The organism is Flavobacterium sp. UBA5153 (genome assembly GCA_002413745.1).
Lineage (GTDB): Bacteria > Bacteroidota > Bacteroidia > Flavobacteriales > Flavobacteriaceae > Flavobacterium.
Genome location: DHXP01000039.1, coordinates 93,063 through 111,006 on the forward strand (window position 1 = coordinate 93,063; position 17,944 = coordinate 111,006).

The 17,944-nt window shown below is 35.0% G+C and carries 17 protein-coding genes; 5 read left to right on the plus strand and 12 right to left on the minus strand.

The window, feature by feature from the left end:
* Nucleotides 1–4 precede the first annotated feature (4 nt).
* Both B2145_RS08380 and tsaB read left to right on the plus strand, forming a co-directional pair.
* Complete coding sequence (locus B2145_RS08380; protein WP_291100887.1) at nucleotides 5–1,291, plus strand: efflux RND transporter periplasmic adaptor subunit; 1,287 nt, start codon at nucleotides 5–7, stop codon at nucleotides 1,289–1,291.
* Between the two features lie 152 nt (nucleotides 1,292–1,443).
* A complete protein-coding gene (gene tsaB / locus B2145_RS08385; RefSeq protein WP_291100889.1) occupies nucleotides 1,444–2,112 on the plus strand; it encodes a tRNA (adenosine(37)-N6)-threonylcarbamoyltransferase complex dimerization subunit type 1 TsaB in 669 nt (222 codons plus the stop codon).
* 51 nt (nucleotides 2,113–2,163) lie between these two features.
* Here tsaB and B2145_RS08390 read toward each other — a convergent pair whose 3' ends face one another.
* From B2145_RS08390 to B2145_RS08405, 4 genes are all read right to left on the minus strand, one after another.
* Entirely contained in the window at nucleotides 2,164–2,562 is a 399-nt protein-coding gene (locus B2145_RS08390) for a hypothetical protein (protein ID WP_291100891.1), read from the minus strand.
* A 305-nt stretch (nucleotides 2,563–2,867) separates the two neighbouring features.
* Nucleotides 2,868–3,689 carry a mechanosensitive ion channel family protein gene (locus B2145_RS08395; protein WP_291100893.1) on the minus strand — a complete coding sequence of 274 codons (822 nt, stop codon included), beginning with the start codon at nucleotides 3,687–3,689 and terminating at the stop codon, nucleotides 2,868–2,870.
* 81 nt (nucleotides 3,690–3,770) lie between these two features.
* On the minus strand, nucleotides 3,771–5,789 hold the full coding sequence (locus B2145_RS08400) for a thioredoxin domain-containing protein (RefSeq protein ID WP_349677758.1): 2,019 nt from the start codon (nucleotides 5,787–5,789) through the stop codon (nucleotides 3,771–3,773).
* Between the two features lie 81 nt (nucleotides 5,790–5,870).
* Complete coding sequence (locus B2145_RS08405; protein ID WP_291100895.1) at nucleotides 5,871–6,770, minus strand: NifU family protein; 900 nt, start codon at nucleotides 6,768–6,770, stop codon at nucleotides 5,871–5,873.
* 164 nt (nucleotides 6,771–6,934) lie between these two features.
* On the opposite strand from B2145_RS08405, the gene B2145_RS08410 reads away from it, so the two are divergent.
* Both B2145_RS08410 and B2145_RS08415 read left to right on the plus strand, forming a co-directional pair.
* The gene (locus B2145_RS08410; RefSeq protein ID WP_291100897.1) at nucleotides 6,935–7,933 is read left to right on the plus strand and encodes a PorP/SprF family type IX secretion system membrane protein; all 999 of its coding nucleotides are present in this window, start codon (nucleotides 6,935–6,937) and stop codon (nucleotides 7,931–7,933) included.
* 36 nt (nucleotides 7,934–7,969) lie between these two features.
* Nucleotides 7,970–8,488 (plus strand): gamma carbonic anhydrase family protein, encoded by a 519-nt coding sequence (locus tag B2145_RS08415; RefSeq protein ID WP_291100899.1) that lies wholly within the window; start codon nucleotides 7,970–7,972, stop codon nucleotides 8,486–8,488.
* A gap of 11 nt (nucleotides 8,489–8,499) precedes the next feature.
* Here the strand turns inward: B2145_RS08415 and murI are convergent, their stop codons facing one another.
* From murI to B2145_RS08455, 8 genes are all read right to left on the minus strand, one after another.
* Complete coding sequence (gene murI / locus B2145_RS08420; protein ID WP_291100901.1) at nucleotides 8,500–9,276, minus strand: glutamate racemase; 777 nt, start codon at nucleotides 9,274–9,276, stop codon at nucleotides 8,500–8,502.
* Between the two features lie 111 nt (nucleotides 9,277–9,387).
* The gene (locus tag B2145_RS08425; protein ID WP_291100903.1) at nucleotides 9,388–9,888 is read right to left on the minus strand and encodes an OmpH family outer membrane protein; all 501 of its coding nucleotides are present in this window, start codon (nucleotides 9,886–9,888) and stop codon (nucleotides 9,388–9,390) included.
* A 20-nt stretch (nucleotides 9,889–9,908) separates the two neighbouring features.
* Nucleotides 9,909–11,162, minus strand: a complete 1,254-nt coding sequence (locus B2145_RS08430; protein ID WP_349677759.1) for an OmpH family outer membrane protein — start codon at nucleotides 11,160–11,162, stop codon at nucleotides 9,909–9,911.
* Nucleotides 11,163–11,201: 39 nt separating this feature from the next.
* A complete protein-coding gene (bamA, locus tag B2145_RS08435; protein WP_291100905.1) occupies nucleotides 11,202–13,946 on the minus strand; it encodes an outer membrane protein assembly factor BamA in 2,745 nt (914 codons plus the stop codon).
* Nucleotides 13,879–14,619 (minus strand): isoprenyl transferase, encoded by a 741-nt coding sequence (locus tag B2145_RS08440; protein WP_291100906.1) that lies wholly within the window; start codon nucleotides 14,617–14,619, stop codon nucleotides 13,879–13,881. Before B2145_RS08440 ends, bamA begins: the two co-directional genes overlap by 68 nt.
* A 3-nt stretch (nucleotides 14,620–14,622) precedes the next feature.
* Nucleotides 14,623–15,303: a DUF6089 family protein gene (locus B2145_RS08445; protein ID WP_291100907.1), complete on the minus strand. Its 681-nt coding sequence runs from the start codon at nucleotides 15,301–15,303 to the stop codon at nucleotides 14,623–14,625.
* 171 nt (nucleotides 15,304–15,474) lie between these two features.
* A complete protein-coding gene (locus B2145_RS08450; RefSeq protein ID WP_291100909.1) occupies nucleotides 15,475–16,359 on the minus strand; it encodes an NAD kinase in 885 nt (294 codons plus the stop codon).
* A 60-nt stretch (nucleotides 16,360–16,419) separates the two neighbouring features.
* Complete coding sequence (locus tag B2145_RS08455) at nucleotides 16,420–17,079, minus strand: CBS domain-containing protein (protein ID WP_291100911.1); 660 nt, start codon at nucleotides 17,077–17,079, stop codon at nucleotides 16,420–16,422.
* Between the two features lie 112 nt (nucleotides 17,080–17,191).
* On the opposite strand from B2145_RS08455, the gene B2145_RS08460 reads away from it, so the two are divergent.
* Nucleotides 17,192–17,905, plus strand: coding sequence for a pyridoxine 5'-phosphate synthase (locus B2145_RS08460; RefSeq protein ID WP_291100913.1), 714 nt, complete (start codon nucleotides 17,192–17,194; stop codon nucleotides 17,903–17,905).
* The last annotated feature ends 39 nt before the right edge of the window (nucleotides 17,906–17,944 follow it).

Below are 17,944 nucleotides of genomic sequence, written 5' to 3' on the forward strand. Positions count from 1 at the left end.
TATTATGTCAAAAAAAACTATATATTTCATAATTGGTGGAGCGATTGCAATCATTGCTGTGTTAATAGTGCTTTCTAAAACAGGTGTTATTGGAAATAAAGACAAAGGAAAATCGGTTGAAATTTCCGAAGTTAGAGCCACAACCATTGTCGAAACCGTTTCGGCAACAGGAAAAATTCAACCCGAAATAGAAGTGAAAATAGCTTCTATGGTTTCCGGCGAAATAATAGCATTGCCCGTAAAGGAAGGGCAAGTAGTCAAAAAAGGGGATTTATTGGTAAAGATAAACCCCGATTTATACACTTCTGGACTGAACAGAACTGTCGCTAATTTGGCGGGGACTAAAGCGGGGTTAACCCAAGCGGATGCCTCTTTCAAGGAATCCAAATCAAATTATGACAGAAACAAAACCTTGTTCGAAAAGGGAATTATTTCCAAGGCAGATTGGGACAAATCAGTTGCCTCTTTTGAAGTGGCAAAAGCCACAAAACAATCGGCATATTTCAATGTACAAAGTGCTTCGGCAACCGTAAATGAGGCTAGAGACAATCTGGGGCGAACCATAATTTATGCGCCTGCCGATGGAACAATTTCGGTTCTTAATGTCGAATTAGGCGAACGAGTTTTGGGAACACAGCAAATGGCCGGAACCGAAATTCTTCGTGTTGCCAACCTGAATAATATGGAAGTGGAAGTCGATGTAAATGAAAATGACATCGTGAAAATAAAAGTGGGAGATGAAGCCAAGGTTGAGGTGGACGCCTATTTGAAAAAACAGTTCAAAGGTGTTGTTACGAGTATTTCAAATTCGGCGAGTACCACTTTAACAGCGGATCAGGTAACCAATTTTAAAGTTAAAATCAGGATTCTTAAAGAATCTTATCAGGATTTATTGGAAGGAAAACCGGCGACTTATTCTCCTTTTAGGCCAGGAATGACGGCAACCGTTGATATTATTACCAAAACAAAAACCAATGTTTTGGCTGTGCCAATAAGTTCTGTTGTGGTAAAATCGGATACGACAGCAGTGAAAGAATTTAAAGTGGAAGACAAGAATGATCAGGAGAAAAAAACACCAAAAAGTGACAAGAAACTGGAATGCGTTTTCGTGAAAGTGGGCGGCAAAGCTAAAATCAGAATCATAAAAACAGGAATTCAAGACGACACGAATATCGAAGTGGTTACAGGACTTAAAAAAGGAGATGTGGTAATTACCGGACCTTATACGACGGTTTCGAAGGATTTGAATTCCGGTGATAAAGTGACTACGGAAAAGGAAGTGAAGAAGTAAAAAGTTATTTGTAATTTATAACTTTGCAAAAAAAAAATAAATGCTAGTTTCATTCCGACGAAGGAGGAATCCCATAATGAGATTCCTCCTTCGTCGGAATGACAATTTAGAGAAGAAATAATTTAGAATTTAAACCCAAATCTAAAACCCATTTGTCCTACATACTCAACATCGAAACCGCTACCAAGAATTGTTCTGTTGCTCTTGCAAAAGAAGGAAAAACGATTCTATACAAAGAAATTGCCGAAGAAGGTTATTCGCACGCCGAGCGCTTGCACGTTTTTATCGAAGAAATCATCAAAGAAGCCGGAATCAAATTCAAGGATTTATCGGCGATTGCCGTGAGTCAAGGCCCAGGTTCTTATACGGGTTTGCGCATTGGCGTTTCTGCGGCAAAAGGATTGTGTTTTGCACTGGATATTCCGTTGATTCCGGTGGACACTTTGCAAGTTTTGGCTTCGCAAGTTACGGTTTCCAGCGGATTGATTATTCCAATGATTGATGCCCGAAGAATGGAAGTATACAGTGCTATTTTTACTCCAAATTTTGAAAAGATGAGAGCCGTTCAAGCTGAAATCATCACCGAAAACTCTTTCGAAGATTTGCAGGAAACACTTTATTTTGTTGGCGATTGTGCCGAGAAATGCAAGGCGGTTTTGACCAAGGGAAACTTTGTTTTCTTGGAAGAAATCAAATATCCTTCGGCAAAGGAAATGAGTTTGCTGAGTTTCGAAAAATACAAAAAAAACGACATTGTGGATGTCGCTTATTTTGAACCTTATTATTTGAAGGATTTTATGATGACTGTTTCGAAGAAATAGAAAATTTAATTTTTGTTTTTGGATACAGAATGAAAATCGGTGTAGTCAGTTTTAATATTTAGCGTATCTGCTTTCATCATCTAAAAGTATTATTCTTTTAAATTTGGATTTTACTGAAGGATATGAAAAAGTTATAAAGGGGGATTTTAATTCCTTAGGAATAATTAGACAGGTATCTAAAACTGAAATATTACTTGAATCAATTTTAATATTTAGCTTAACATTTGAAGCACTTATTTTTAAATTTGATTCATAAAAGGAGCACAATTTATTTGCATCCATATTATCGTTATTGTTGTTTACTTGTAGATTCAAAATAACTTTTTGGTTTTCTAATATTTGAATATTTTCATTTCTGTATGCATATCCACTAATTTCTATCTTCTTTTCGTTTGAACACGAAATAAAAAAGTAAAAGATTAATATTCCAATTAATTTATAGTTTTTCATTTGTCATCATTGTTTAAATATTTATTAGTGGAATTGTGTTTAAAAATTAAAAAACTAATCTTCCAGCAAGATAAGTGTTTTTTCTTAATGGCATAAAAAAAAACGATATTGCGGATGTCGCTTATTTTGAACCTTATTATTTGAAAAACTTTATAAAAGCATCAAATAAATGCATCCCACGGTTAAAACCGTGGACGATGGTGTTGCTTGCTTTGACAAAAAATCATTGGTATTCGGAATAACCATAACCCACAGTTTCAACTGTGGGAAATTAAGAAGGTTGTGGTTTATTTATTTCGTAAGAATTATTTTTTTGAAACCTCTTTCACAAAAGGTTGAATCACAATTCCAGCAGCGTCAAATGCCAATTTACAGCTTTCCAATGTGTCAGAACTAACGACTCCAAAATCCGCATTATTGGCCCAAGGTCTAACGGCAAGTTGAATCGAGCTGTCGGTCAAAAGCTTTACGGAAACTTCGGCTTCGGGAGTTTTTAATACTTTTGGATTGTTCTTCAAAACTTCAGTAATAATATCCTTCGCTTTTCGAATATCGGTGTCATAAGAAATTGAAAGCGTCAAATCAGCTCTTCGATATCCTTGCAAGGAATAATTGATAATCGTGCCATTTGACAAAGAACCATTCGGAACAAAAATAGTTTGATTGTTGCCGTTGATTAATTTGGTCACGAATATTTGTATTTCGTGAACCGTTCCTATTGTGCCTTGAGCCTCGATTACATCACCCACTTTGAAAGGTTTGAAAACAATAATCAACATTCCTCCAGCAAAATTGGACAAAGAGCCTTGAAGCGACAAACCTACGGCAAGTCCCATTGCGCCCAGAATGGCGACAAAAGAAGAAGTCTCGATTCCTAACTTGGAAATGAAAGACACAAATAATAAAACTCTCAAAACCCAAAGCAAAATATCCGCTAAAAACCGGGTCAAAGTTGGATCTAAATCCCTCTTTACCATTATTTTTCTGATGATTCTATTAATGAGACGAATGGCATAAATTCCCACAAATAAGATTAGGATTGCCGAAATTAGTTTTGGAGAATAATCAATTAACGCATTGATAAAAGCGTCGGCATAACTGGTAACATTATCGGGGTTGAGTGTCATTTTTATTGAATGAAAACCTTCTCAAGTAGAGAAGGAGTGTGTTAGAAAGGCAAAGATAGGAATTATTATTTTTAAGGATTTCTAATTTAAATCAGAAAGAATTTGTTGGAAATCGCTACTTGGAATCAAACAAGTTTTGTTCTGGCAAAGGTAAAAAAAGGTTTCGTCGTCGTTAAAACGATCTTTCAAAAAAGGAAGATTCGAGACTTTTTCCGTTCCTGCCAAAACTACATTTGGGAGATAAACGCCATTTATTTTGCTGCAATATTCCAATGCCAAATCGCCACAAATTGCCAATTCCTTGTTTTCTTCCGAATAACTTAAAGCCAAATCCATCCAATTGGAATAGGCTGAAGGATATTCGACACTTGGTAAAATATTTTGCAGCATTTGGTTGCAAATTTTTTCATAATACGAATTATTGAAATAAATGCTTAATTGAAACAAGTTTTTTGCCGTCACCGAGTTGGATGCCGGAATCACGTTGTCTTCGGTTTCAAAATGTGATGTTATCAAGGCTTCGTCCATATTGGAAGTAAAGGCAAAAAAACCTGTTTTTTCGTCGTAAAAATGTTCAAAACTGTAATCCGTTAATTGTTTTGCATATTGAAGCCATTTTTCGTCAAAAGTCACTTCGTATAAAGAGATAAATGCGGCAATAACGAAACAATAATCTTCCAGATATCCGTTGATGGTGCTCTTCTTGTTTTTGTAATTGTGGAATAAATTCCCTTCGTTTGACCAAAGATTTCCGATGATAAAATCGGCATTTTGCAAAGCTAATTCTATATATTTTTTATCTTGCAAAGCTTTGTAAGCGTCAACAAATCCTTTGAGCATTATCGCATTCCAGGAAGTCAAACATTTGTCGTCAAGTCGAGGTTTGTGACGTTTTTCTCTTTCAATATAGAGCAATCTTTCCCAGGTTTTCTTCCTTTTTTCGATTTCTGAAACTTTAAGTTTATTGTGTTTTGTGATTTCTTCCAAACTTTGGTTTTGAATCAAAACATAGTTTCCATCTTCCCATAATCCAAAAGTATTGATATTGAATACTTGACTGAACAAATCGAAATCTTCACCAATAATTGTTTTCAATTCAGGAATTTTCCAAACATAAAAAGCGCCTTCTTCAAGATGATTTTCGGTGTTCAAACTATCGGCGTCGAGTGCGCAATAAAATCCGCCTTCCGGATTCATTAATTCTCTTTCGACGAAAGAAAGCGTTTTTTCGATGACTTCTTTATACAAAGGATTTTGAGTCAATTTATAAGCGTCGCTGTATAATGAAACCAATTGCCCGTTGTCATAAAGCATTTTTTCGAAGTGGGGAACGTGCCATTTATTGTCAACTGAATAACGTGAAAATCCACCGTCAATGGTGTCGAAAACTCCGCCAAAAGCCATTTTTGTCAACGTAAGGTTTACAAATTCAAGTAATTTGTTCTCTTTCTTTTGGTGTCCAAAACGCATTAAAAAATGATAATTATTGGGCATCATAAACTTGGGAGAACTCGCCATTCCACCAAAATCCCAATCGAAACTATGTTTCCATTTTTCGACTAATGTTGCAATCTGATTTTGATCTATGGATGTTTCCGGTTTTTCATTTTGGACGATTCCAAGAGATTGAATTCCTTGATGTAAATTTTCGGCATAGCCTATCATTTTCTCGGGAGCAGATTGATAAAGTTCTTGCAATTGATCGAGCGCATTAATCCATTGTTGCTTTCTGAAATAGGTTCCACCCCAAACGGGTCTTCCGTCGGGAAGTGTAACAATATTTAATGGCCATCCGCCACGACCTGTCAATATTTGCACCGCTTTCATGTAGACCGCATCTACATCCGGTCGCTCTTCCCGATCGACTTTGATGCTGATAAAATTGGCATTCATGACATCGGCCACTTCTTGGTCTTCGAAGCTTTCATGCTCCATAACATGGCACCAATGACAAGCCGAATAGCCGATACTCACAATTATGAGTTTGTTTTCGTCTTTGGCTTGAGCCAATGAATTGGCATTCCAAGCCTTCCAATGGACTGGATTATTAGCGTGTTGTAATAAATACGGACTGGATTCTTGTGAAAGTTGGTTCATCATATTTTAATGTTCAGTGTTTAATATTCAGTGTTCAGGGAAATACAGAATACTGTTTATTTTAACTGAACACGGAGTGGTGATCTAGCCATTTACTGCTTCAACCATTATACTTTCATCATTAAGCATACTTTTAAGCATATTTTCAATGCCGCTTTTCAATGTAAATGTTGAAGATGGACAACCGCTACAAGCGCCTTGGAGCGTAACATTTACCGTTTTTGTAGCTTCATCATAAGAATTGAATGCAATATTTCCACCATCAGCTTGAACAGCAGGTTTCACATATTCTTCTAAAATATTGATGATTTGTTGAGAAGTAACATCAAGTTTGTCGAAATTTTCAGTTTTAATAGTTTCTTGTTCGATGCTGTTTGCAATCACGCTTTCATCTAGGACAGTTCCGCCATTTTCGATGTAGTGTTTGATGAAAGTTCTCAATTCCAAAGTGATTTCTTGCCAATCGTTTACTGCGTATTTTGTGATTGAAATGTAATTTTCATCCATAAAAATTTCTTTCACATAAGCAAATTTGAATAATTCTTTTGCCAAAGGAGATGCCGCTGTTTCATCGATATTTTTAAATTCAATTGCGGTTTTTGTCAACATTCTGCTCACTACAAATTTCAAAGCGGCTGGATTTGGCGTTGTTTCACCATAAACTGTTATTGGCTGTTTTCGTGTTTTGTTTTCTTCAGGAGTAATGATTATTCCGCCATTGGATACAAATGATTCAATTTGTTCAGCCACGGCATCTTGAACATCTTCCCATTCAACAATACTGAATTTTTCGATTGCAATGAAATTTCCGGAGATGTAAACAGTTTTTACAAATGGCAAATAAAATAGTTGTTGTGCCAGAGGTGAATTTTTGGCTTCATCGATGTTTTTGAACTCGAAACTTTCATTTTGAGTGATAAAATCTTCGAATTCAAATTTTAAGATGCTTGGATTTTGCGTTTCTTTTATTGTTATTTTTGACATTATTCTTTTAATTTTTTACAAATTTAACGAAGTTATTTTCCACTAATAACTATATTTGATATTTTAATGAATAAATTAACTTTTATTGTGTTTAAATTAAATATTTATCCTTTTTTCGCGTTGCTCTAATTGGTTCAAAGTTCCATAATATAAATACTTTTTGAATGTATCATAAAATAAAGTTTTTTATAGTCCTTTTTTTGATAACTCAATATTCTTTTTCACAAGAAGGAATTGCGGTCTATTCTGATTATTTATCAGATAATTATTATTTGATTCACCCTTCTATGGCTGGTGCGGCTAATTGTGCAAAAATTAGGTTAACCGCCCGTAAACAATGGTTTGACCAAGTAGATGCGCCCTCACTTCAAACGTTTAGTTTTAATGGAAGAGTGGGCGAAAAATCTGGGGCGGGAATTATTATTTTTAATGATAAAAACGGTTACCATTCCCAGAAAGGTGTTAAGCTTACTTATGCACATCATATCATGTTTTCCAGGGACGATATTGATTTGAATCAATTGTCTTTTGGTATTAGCACCGCTTTTATTCAAAGTCAATTAGATGAAACCGAGTTTTTGCAATCAGGTGATTTCGACCCAATCATTAACGGAATGATTGTACAAGATGCTTCTTATTTTAACGTTGATATTGGAGCTTCCTATAATTATCTCGATTTTTATGTTCACGGAACTATTCAGAATGCTATTGAGACCAAAAGAAAAATTTATACAGAAACCGAAAGTGCCAACTTGAGAAAATTTTTATTGAGTGCCGGTTATGTTTATGGTGACAAGGATAAAATATTATGGGAACCTTCCATTTTATTTCAACTTGTGGAGAAAACACACGAAAAATCGATCGATATTAATATGAAGGCTTACAAAAACTTTGATTTTGGGAAACTTTGGGGAGCTTTGTCTTATCGCAGAAGTTTTGACGGTGCTCAATATATGAACGGAAGCGGTGTTTCAACACAAAAACTACAATATATCACGCCTATTGTTGGTGTTAATTTCGATAAATTTATGTTTGCCTATACGTATTCGCATCTTTCAGGAGATGTAAATTTTGATACTGGTGGTTTTCATCAAATTACTTTAGGAATCGATTTGTTTTGTAAACGAGAGAAATACGAATGCAACTGTCCTGCCATTAATTAATAGCGTGAACTGCAAAAAATTTAAAATTCATTTAAAATGCCAATACTGTCTGTAAACGGAAAAACCCCATCCATACCCGAAGATTGTTATGTAGCCGAAAACGCGACCATTGTTGGTGATGTTACCTTTGGTGATTCGTGTAGCGTTTGGTTTAATGCAATCATCAGAGGAGATGTTCATTTTATTACCATTGGAAACAAAGTGAATATTCAAGACGGTGCCATTATTCATTGTACGTATCAAAAACATCCCACTATTATTGGGAATAATGTTTCCATTGGCCACAATGCAATGGTCCACGGCTGTACAATTCACGACAATGTACTAATAGGAATGGGAGCCATTGTTATGGATAATTGTATTGTCGAGAGTAATTCTATTATTGCCGCAGGTGCGGTGGTTACTCAAAACACGGTGGTCAAATCCGGAAGTATTTATGCTGGTGTTCCCGCAACAAAAATAAAGGATATTAATCAATCTGATTTTGCTGGGGAAATTGAGCGCATTTCCAACAATTATGTGATGTATTCGGGTTGGTATAAAAAAGAAGTATAACCCCAATATTTTCAGAAATCTTTTTCTATCACATTATATTTATTTCCCAGTATTTCAGAAAGCACTTTTGGGTTTGAGTTGGTATAAAACACGGGGTCATTTTTTTCTGCAATTGAAAATCCTACTTTTTCTTTCAACACATTTTGGGTTTGTTTTGCCACTGCTTCACCGGAGTCAATAATGTGTACATGAGCGGGAAGTATTTTTTTTATTTGAGGAATCAGATACGGATAATGGCTACAACCCAGTACCAGATAATCGATGTTGGCTTCAATCATTGGGGTGAGACAGGAGTGAAGTAATTGCGTCATTTCGGGCGAATTTATTTTTCCGTTTTCTATGAGTTGAACTAATCCATGACCTACTTGTTCAATGATTTTTGTGTCTTGGTACTTCTCGGTAGTTTTGTTAAAAAGCTCACTATTCAAAGTGCCTTGCGTGGCCAAGATTCCAATGGTCTGTGTTTTCGAATTCGTCGCCGCTGGTTTTATCGCTGGCTCAATGCCAATAAAAGGTACGGTATATTTTGCCCTCAATTCTTGTATGGCATTTGTGGTTGCAGTATTACAAGCTACCACGATTAATTTACAATCCATATTGAGCAAAAACTCGGTGTTTTTTATGCTCAATGCGATAATTTCAGCTTTAGATTTTTGGCCATAGGGAGCATTTTTGCTGTCTGCTAAATATATGGTTTTCTCGTTGGGAAGTAATTGATGAATTGCTGCCCAAATAGAAGTTCCTCCTATACCCGAGTCAAAAATTCCGATAGGTCGATTATCATGCATAATAACAAAGTTAAGTGCTACGGATTAAATATCCTATAAATTTATTTTATAAAAAAAACTGCCCAATCCCAAATTTGGGTGAGCAGTTTTATTTAAATAGAACGGTTTATATTAGAAACCCAAATCTTTTTTTACGTCAGCAGTCAAGTTTGGACCGTCGGCAAGTAAAAGTGTAGCGCCATCAAGAACATATTGATAACCTTTTGCTTTACCCACTTTTTGGATAGAAGCTCTTACTTTTTCGTAAATAGGCTTAGTTATATCTTCTTGTTTTTGTTGTAATTCTTTTTGGGCGTTTTGACCAAAATCCTGAATTCTTTTTTGCATATCTTGAACCTCTTTTTGACGTTCTGCATTTATAGCCTCAGTAACAGTTGCTGATTCTGTATCGTATTTTTTTAATTTAGTTTGGAATTCTTCAGCCATTTTTTTGTAATCAGCATCATAAGTTGCACTCAGTTTTTCAAGTTGTTTTTGAGCATCCATCATTGCCGGCAATTTCGTCATAATTTCGCTTACATCTACATGCGCTGTTTTTGCTTGTGCGTTAATGGTTTGGCTGGCTCCTAAAACAAGTATTGCAGCAATTAGTAAAGTTTTGATTTGTTTCATCATTTTAAAATATTAATTAATTAATTATTGTTTGTATTCTCTTTTAATTTTTCTTCTTTCGCTTTTTTTATGGCCTCTCTCTCTTCCAGTATTTTTTTCTTTTTTTCTTCGAGAGCTTTTTTACGGTCTTCAATCACTTTTTTGCGTTCTTCAAGTGTTTTTGTTTTCTCCTCGATTTGTTTTTGTTTGGCTTCTTTAACTGTCGTATTTATGGAATCCTTAGCTTGCTCCTCGATAATTGTTGTTGTTGTTGTTGTTGTTGTTGTTGTTGTTGTGTCCTTTGTTTTTATTCTTTCAGAAATCGTGCCAGTTTTTTTTGTTTCTCTTTCTTCCAGTGTTTGTTTTCTTTTTTCCTCTATAGCCTTTTTGCGATCTTCAATTGCTTTTTTGCGATCTTCAATCACTTTTGTTTTTTTGTCGACTTGTTTTTGTTTTGCCTCGGCTGCCGCTGTTTTTGAAGCTTCTTTATCCTGTTCATTGACAATAACGGCTGTTTTTGAATTTACAGGAATCGTGCCGCTTTTTTTGGCTTCTCTTTCGGTTAGAATTTGTTTTTTTCTTTCTTCAACTTCTTTTTTCTTTTCTTCTTGCAATGATTTTCTGTCAGCGAGAACTTTGTCTCTTGCTATTTTTTTCTCGTCCAGGGCTTTCTGCCTGTCCGCCAAAACAGGATTTTCATTCGTTGCATCTTCTTTGTTCTCTTTCGCTTCCTCTTCTTTAAGTTGTTTTTTAGTCAACTGTTCTCTTTTTTCGGCTCTATTTATTACACGTAAAACCTGGTCGCTTATGTCAAATCTTTTTGCAGCAAAAAGCATTGTCAAATCAGAAGTTTTATCAAATATAAAATCATATTTTTTTGCTTCGGCAATATCCTGTACTGCCGTAAATACTTGATCTTGTATTGGTTTTGTCAATACGGATTTTTGTATCATCAAATCGCCATTTGGACCAAACCTTTTTTGTTGGTACTCCAATGTTTCATTTTCAAGGAACTTGATTTCGGTTTCCCTTTCGTCAATGAGTCCTTTTGTCAACAAAGCCTTCTCCGCTTTTAAGGCGTCTTTTAGTTTGTTGATTTCAATTTTCTTGGCTTCAATTTCCTGCTTCCATTTCTGGGCTTTTTGCTCCAGTTGATTCTGGGCTTCGGTGTAATTGGGTACATTTTGTAAAATGTATTCCATATCGATATAACCTATCTTGGTTCCCCTGGTTTGTGCATGAATTGTATTAGCTGTAATCAGGGTTAAAAATATAAATAAAAATTGTTTTTTCATAACTTTCGCTGTTTTAGAAAAATTTATATCAATTTTTTTTTAAAATTGTTGTCCAATGATAAAGTGCGTTTCCCAACCGTTTGCTTTTGTATGCCCAGGCAATGCGTCAAAGCCATTTCCGAAATCAATACCCAATAATCCAAATGCGGGCATGAATACACGCAATCCAACTCCTGCGGAACGATTTAATAAAAACGGATTGTAATTTTTGAACGTATCGAATGAGTTACCTGCTTCCAGAAATGTAAGGGCATAAATAGATGCCGATGATTTCAATGTTATTGGATATCTCAATTCTAACGAATATTTATTATAGACAGTGGCTCCAATTGCTACTCCTGAACTGTTTACGGGAGTCAGGGATCCGTTTGGATATCCTCTTAATCCTATTGTCTCTCTACCGTCCATTGAATAAGTTGCCATACCATCCCCACCAAGATAATATCTTTCAAAAGGCACAACGCCTCTATTTTGATTGTATGCTCCCAAGAATCCATATTCTGCCATGGAACGAAATACTAATTTACCATAAACTTTGGTATACCAATCAGCTTTGAACTTTATTTTGTAATATTCTAACCAATTAAATTTTTTCTGATCCACTTTTGCTGGATCTGCCGCCGCATCTTGAAATCTATCGACTTTATTTGGATATGCGTTAGTTGCACTTGGACTTGCCTCAACATAATCACCCTCATTTACCATTATTCCATTTGAACCTACATAAGAAGCGCCAGTATGCTGTAATTTATATGCTTGCTGGTCGCCTAATGTTGCATAATTGACTCCGTTTATCAAGGAATAAGGAAGAGTGAATTTTCCCGTTAAACTAAACTCTGATCCATATATTGGGAATATTGGATTGACTCCTTTGTTGCTTCGTGATAATCCAATGGTGTAGGCCAAGTTTCTTGATGAACCATTTCCAAATGTAAATAAACCAGTATTGTAATTATGTAAATCATAATGTTGATAACTCAGGGATTGTGACAATACAAAGTAATCATCTGGTACGGTAAGCCTTTTGGCCAGCCCTATAGATATCGTCATTATATTGAAACTTTTGCTTTTATCGACTTTATAGGTTTGGTAATTATTTAAAAATTGCTTGGTATACGATAACGAAGTGCTAAATTGTACTGGTTTTTTCTTGCCAAACCAAGGTTCTGAAAAGGATACGCTATAAGTTTGGAAATAAGTGCTTCCTTGCAATCGTAAGGATACTTTTTGACCATCACCCATAGGAAGTGGTTTGTAGGCATTTTTATTAAATAAATTTCTTGCCGAAAAATTATTAAACGACAATCCTAAAGTACCGATGAAGCCACCACCGCCATAACCTCCTTGAAGTTCTATCTGGCTTGCGCCTTTTTCAGTCAAAGGATATTCAATATCCACCGTTCCGGCTGCCGCATCTACGTTCTTGAATTTTGGTTCAATGGACTCAGGGTCAAAAAATCCCAACTGTCCTATTTCGCGGATGGTTCTTATCAATAATTCTTTATTGTATTTTTCTCCTGGTTTAGTTCTTAATTCTCTGTAAATTACGTGGTCGTTTGTTTTATCATTTCCCACTACCGTAATTTTGTTGAAATAGGCAATTGGTCCTTCGGTAATTCGTATTTCGAAATCAATTGTATCGTTTGCTGTTTTTACTTCTACCGCGTTAATATTGGAAAATAAATAGCCATTGTTTTGATATAAGTTGGTAATATCATCACCATCTGGTTTCGACTTGTCAGCAATTCTTTTTTCAAGAAGTACACCATTATAAGTTTCACCCTTTTTGATGCCCAACATATTGCTAAGTGCTTGATCTGAATATACGGTGTTTCCTAAAAATTTAATATTTCCAAAATAGTATTTGTCTCCCTCTTCAACTTTTATTTTAATTTTTAAAGCATTTATGTCTTTATTGTAGTAAACGGAATCTGAAAGAATTCTGGCATCTCTGTATCCTTTTTCTTTATAGGCTGCCATTACTTTTTCTAAATCGGTTTTGTATTTTTCCTTGATAAATTTAGATGCTTTTAAGATACGGGTAAGTTTTTTTTGTTTCGTGTCTTTCATGGCATTGCGCAGGGTCTTGTCTGACAGTTTCGTGTTTCCTTCAAAATCAATTTCTTGAATTTTTACTTTTTCTCCCTTATCAACGTTTACCATCATATTTACCATATTTACAGCCGAAGTGTCTTTTATGATGTTTATGTTTACTTTGGTGTTGTAGTAACCATCTTTTTTGTATTTATTTTCAATGTAATTTTTTGTGTTTGTGATTAAATTTTCATTTACCACTTTGCTTTTGGTAAGAGCATTGTCTTTTATGAGTCCTTCGATTTTACTTTTCTTGACACCAACAAATTTCACTTCATTTAACTTGGGCAATTCTTCAACATGTAAATCAAGATAAATACTGTCATTTTGGATTTTGTTTACATAAAATGAAATTTCATCAAATAGACCTAATTTTCCAAGTTTTTTTATCGCATTGCTTATTTCTTCGCCGGGAATTGTGATTTCTTTCCCTTTTTCAAGACCTGCAAAGGTTACCACGGTTTGGCTATTGAAACTTATTTTACCAACAATGGCAACATCGGCTAGGATGTATTTTTTTCCTTGGTCAAAAGGAACTCTTTCTTGAGCTTTCATTTGAGAAAAACTTCCAAAAATCAAAAGGGTAAGGACTATTTTTATGCTTTTATTTAACACTAAAAAATTATTTAATTTGTTCACTTGTTTTTCCAAATCTACGTTCTCTTTTTTGATAACTAATGATAGCCTCATATAAATTTTGTTCTTTAAAGTCTGGCCATAATACATCAGTAAAATATAATTCTGCATAGGCAATTTGCCACAACAAAAAATTACTTATTCTATGCTCTCCACTTGTTCTTATTAATAAATCCACATCAGGTAAATTTCGCGTGTAAAGATGCTCATTTATAATTGAATCGTCAATAGAGTCTATTGAAATTATATTATTTTTAACTTTATTACTGATGTTTCTAACGGCATTTACGATTTCTTCTCTCGAACCATAACTCAATGCCAGAGTCAATGTCATTCGGCTATTGTTCTTGGTTATATTTATTACGTCTTGAAGCTCTTTTTGGGCTGATTTCGGTAATTTTTCTAAATTGCCAATAGCATTTAATTTGATGTTATTGTCTTGCAGGGTTTTAAGTTCTTTCTTTAATGAGTTGACTAATATTTTCATTAAAGTTTCGACTTCCAGTTTTGGTCTGTTCCAGTTTTCCGTAGAAAATGCGTATAAAGTAAGAAATTCAATTCCTAATTTGGCGCAAGCCTCAATATTTACTTTCACGGATTTTGTTCCGTTTTCATGGCCAAAAGCCCTTAAAAAACCTTTTTGTTTCGCCCAACGACCATTGCCGTCCATAATGATGGCTAAATGTTTGGGTAAATTATTCGTATCTATTTTATTTAGTAAATCCATTTTTTATTCTGCACAATAACAAGGTGTGTTCCCAAAGGTATAGGTTATGGTAAGTCCTGAAAAAACATACCAATCATTATTATTTATATTTCCAAATCGCAACATTTTCAAATTTTCATTCTTTGGATTACTTCCATCTAAATTATCAGTAAGCGTGTACCTTGCTCCAACCTCCAAGGCCAATATTATAGTGGGCGTAACATTCGATTTTATGCCTAAATTCATTGGAATTGCAAATGAACCTCCGTTTTTATCCTTTAATGTTTGCCCTGATATAACATACAATTCATCATACCTGAAATAACTTATCCCGGAATACACATAGGGGGTAAATTTCTTCTGGATGTCATGTAGATTAAAGTCAAAAAAATTAAATTCAAGGCCTAAAGATACTTCTTTTATGCTGTTTTCAAAACGATAACCCCTTTGATTTCTGCCGGGCTCCTTTGAATCAAGGTCATTTGCGACAATTTTTGATTGTGTATATGAAAAACGGTAAGCATGTCTGGGACTTTTATTCCATTTATAAAGTAATCCAAATGCAGGTTCATTTGGTGAAATGTAAGTCGTGGAACCAACATCGCCAATGTAGTTGCTTCCGCCTAAAAACACGCCAACCTCATGAATTTGTGCATTCATTGCCATAAAGGAAAATAAGAATAATAGATTAAAAAGTTTATACATTTAATTAAAAATTGCGTGCAAATATAATAATTATCAGCACGAATCAACGCCCAATGGTTTAAATGTGTCTTTTATTGAAAAATAGACCCAAAAACCATCAAAAATTATCGATTCGAAAATAGTAAAACGGGAAAAATAAGGATAATCGTATGGTGGACAGCCAAAAATGATTTAATTTCTTCTGTCTTCACCCCAAAATAACTTGGTGCGCAGTGTTTTCAAAAAGGTTTCTTCGGGGATTTCCACCATGTTTATTTGAAAGGGAGTTTTTTTTATGATTAATACCGTTTCGTTTTTTACGGAAGTAATCCTGGAATCCAGCGAAACCAGGTAATGTTCCTCCCTGCCTGAAACTTTCAATCGAATTTCGGTTTCATCCGGAACCACGAGCGGACGTGCATTCAGATTATGTGGTGCGATGGGAGTTATGACCAAACTTCGAACTTCGGGTGTCAAAATTGGCCCGCCACAACTCATTGAATAACCTGTTGAACCCGTAGGAGTTGCAATAATTAATCCATCGGCCCAATAAGAATTCAAGAATTCGTCATTCAAATAGGTTTCTATTGTTATCATCGAAGTGGTGTCTTTCCGGCTAACGGAGATTTCGTTCATGGCAAAATTGATGTCTTGAATGGCTTCATTATATGGAGAACACGATAAACTCAATAAGGTTCTTTTGGAAATGGTGTATTTTTTATCAATTATAAATTGCATAAACGCTGCAATATTCTCTTTTTGAACCGTGGCCAAAAATCCCAACCGACCGGCATTTATTCCCAAAATGGGTACGCCGGAATTTCGAACCAGTGTTGCTGCCCTTAAAATGGTGCCATCTCCGCCTATGCTGATGAGCATGTCAAAACTACTGTTTAATTCGGTATGTGAGGTAAATGTTTTATACTCTTTTTCTACAATTTTTTTTTCATATAAAATGTTCAAAAAATTGGACTCGATAATCATTTCGACCTTATTTTTGTTAAAAAAAACGAAAATGTCTTTTATGATTGGTTCCGTGCTATTTTGGTAATATTGTCCGTAAATGGCTACTTTCATTTCTTTTTATTTACTCCCTCTTCTTTGGAAAGTTCCGATAGCTATCGGGAGGGGTGAGGCTTATATATTAAGGTATTTGTCCAAATAATCCGAGCGTTCCTTTAATGTGCTGGTATAATTATCTTCGTGATGTTCTGATACAATTTCGTAATTATATCTTCTAAAGGATTGAATGATTTCGTTTATCGGTCCCAAACTTAATTTTAGGGTCAGTTCTACATTTTCGATATCTGCATTAGACACAAATAAACCCAACAATTTGCCATTATTGCTTTCCACAATTTGGGTAATTTGGCTCATGGAATAATCCAACACTCTTTTTTTGACAACAATAATTCTTCCTGGCTCTTGTAAAAACGGAGTTTCATGAAAAAATTTCATGACATCTTCAATCTCATAATAGCCAACATATTTGTTGCTTTCGTCCAATACAGGAACTAAATTGGTGTGATTTTTCGCAAATATTTCCAAGACATCCAGCCAAATCATATTAGTTCTGGCATAAAAGTTTTCGAAAGAATATCTATAATCGATTATTTTTTTATCGCTTGCAAAAGTTTCAATATCATCGGATGCAATGCTACCAATGTAAATTTCCTCTTCTACCACCGGAAAATGCGAAAAAGTTAATTCATCAAAAAAGTCATGAACAACCGCAATACTTTCTTGGCTATCAATCGCTTTAAAATCATTGGTAATATAGTTTGTGATTTCTGTCATAAATTAATCCAAAATATTTGATGCAAAATAATCAAAATTATGTAATAATGGCTAGTTTTACTTTGTATTTTTGCATTTCTAATCTCAATAAATATCCACAAGAATTATTCTAATGACAAAGTTAAGCGTAAATATTAACAAAATAGCCACTTTGCGAAATGCTCGTGGAGGAAATGTTCCCGATTTGTTAAAAGTGGCAACCGATATTCAAAAATTTGGCGCCCAAGGAATCACCATTCATCCACGTCCGGATGAGCGCCATATTCGTTATCAGGATGCCCGTGATTTGAAATCGATAGTTTACACCGAGTATAATATCGAAGGCAATCCCGAGAAAACTTTTATAGATCTTGTTCTCGAAATAAAACCGACGCAAGTGACTTTAGTTCCCGATGCCATTGATGCCATAACCTCGAATGCGGGTTGGAATACCATAAAGCACAGGGCTTCCCTGACAGAAATTGTTCAGGAATTTCAACGCAACGGCATTAGAACTTCTATTTTTGTCGACCCAGTTCCCGAAATGATTGAGGGAGCAAAAATGATTGGAACCGATAGAATTGAATTGTATACCGAAGCTTTTGCGCACGAATATAGCGTTGGGAACAAAAAAGGAATTGACCCTTATGTAAAATCGTCTATTTTAGCCAATGAACTTGGATTGGGAATCAATGCGGGTCACGATTTGAGTCTGGACAACATCCAGTTTTTCAAGCAAAATATCCCGGGATTACTGGAAGTTTCCATAGGGCACGCACTCATTTCCGAGGCAATTTATCTCGGATTGGAAAATGTGATAAATATGTATTTACAAAAATTGAAATAATTTTTTGGATAGGGGCATAATAATTGAAGTAAGGTTTAA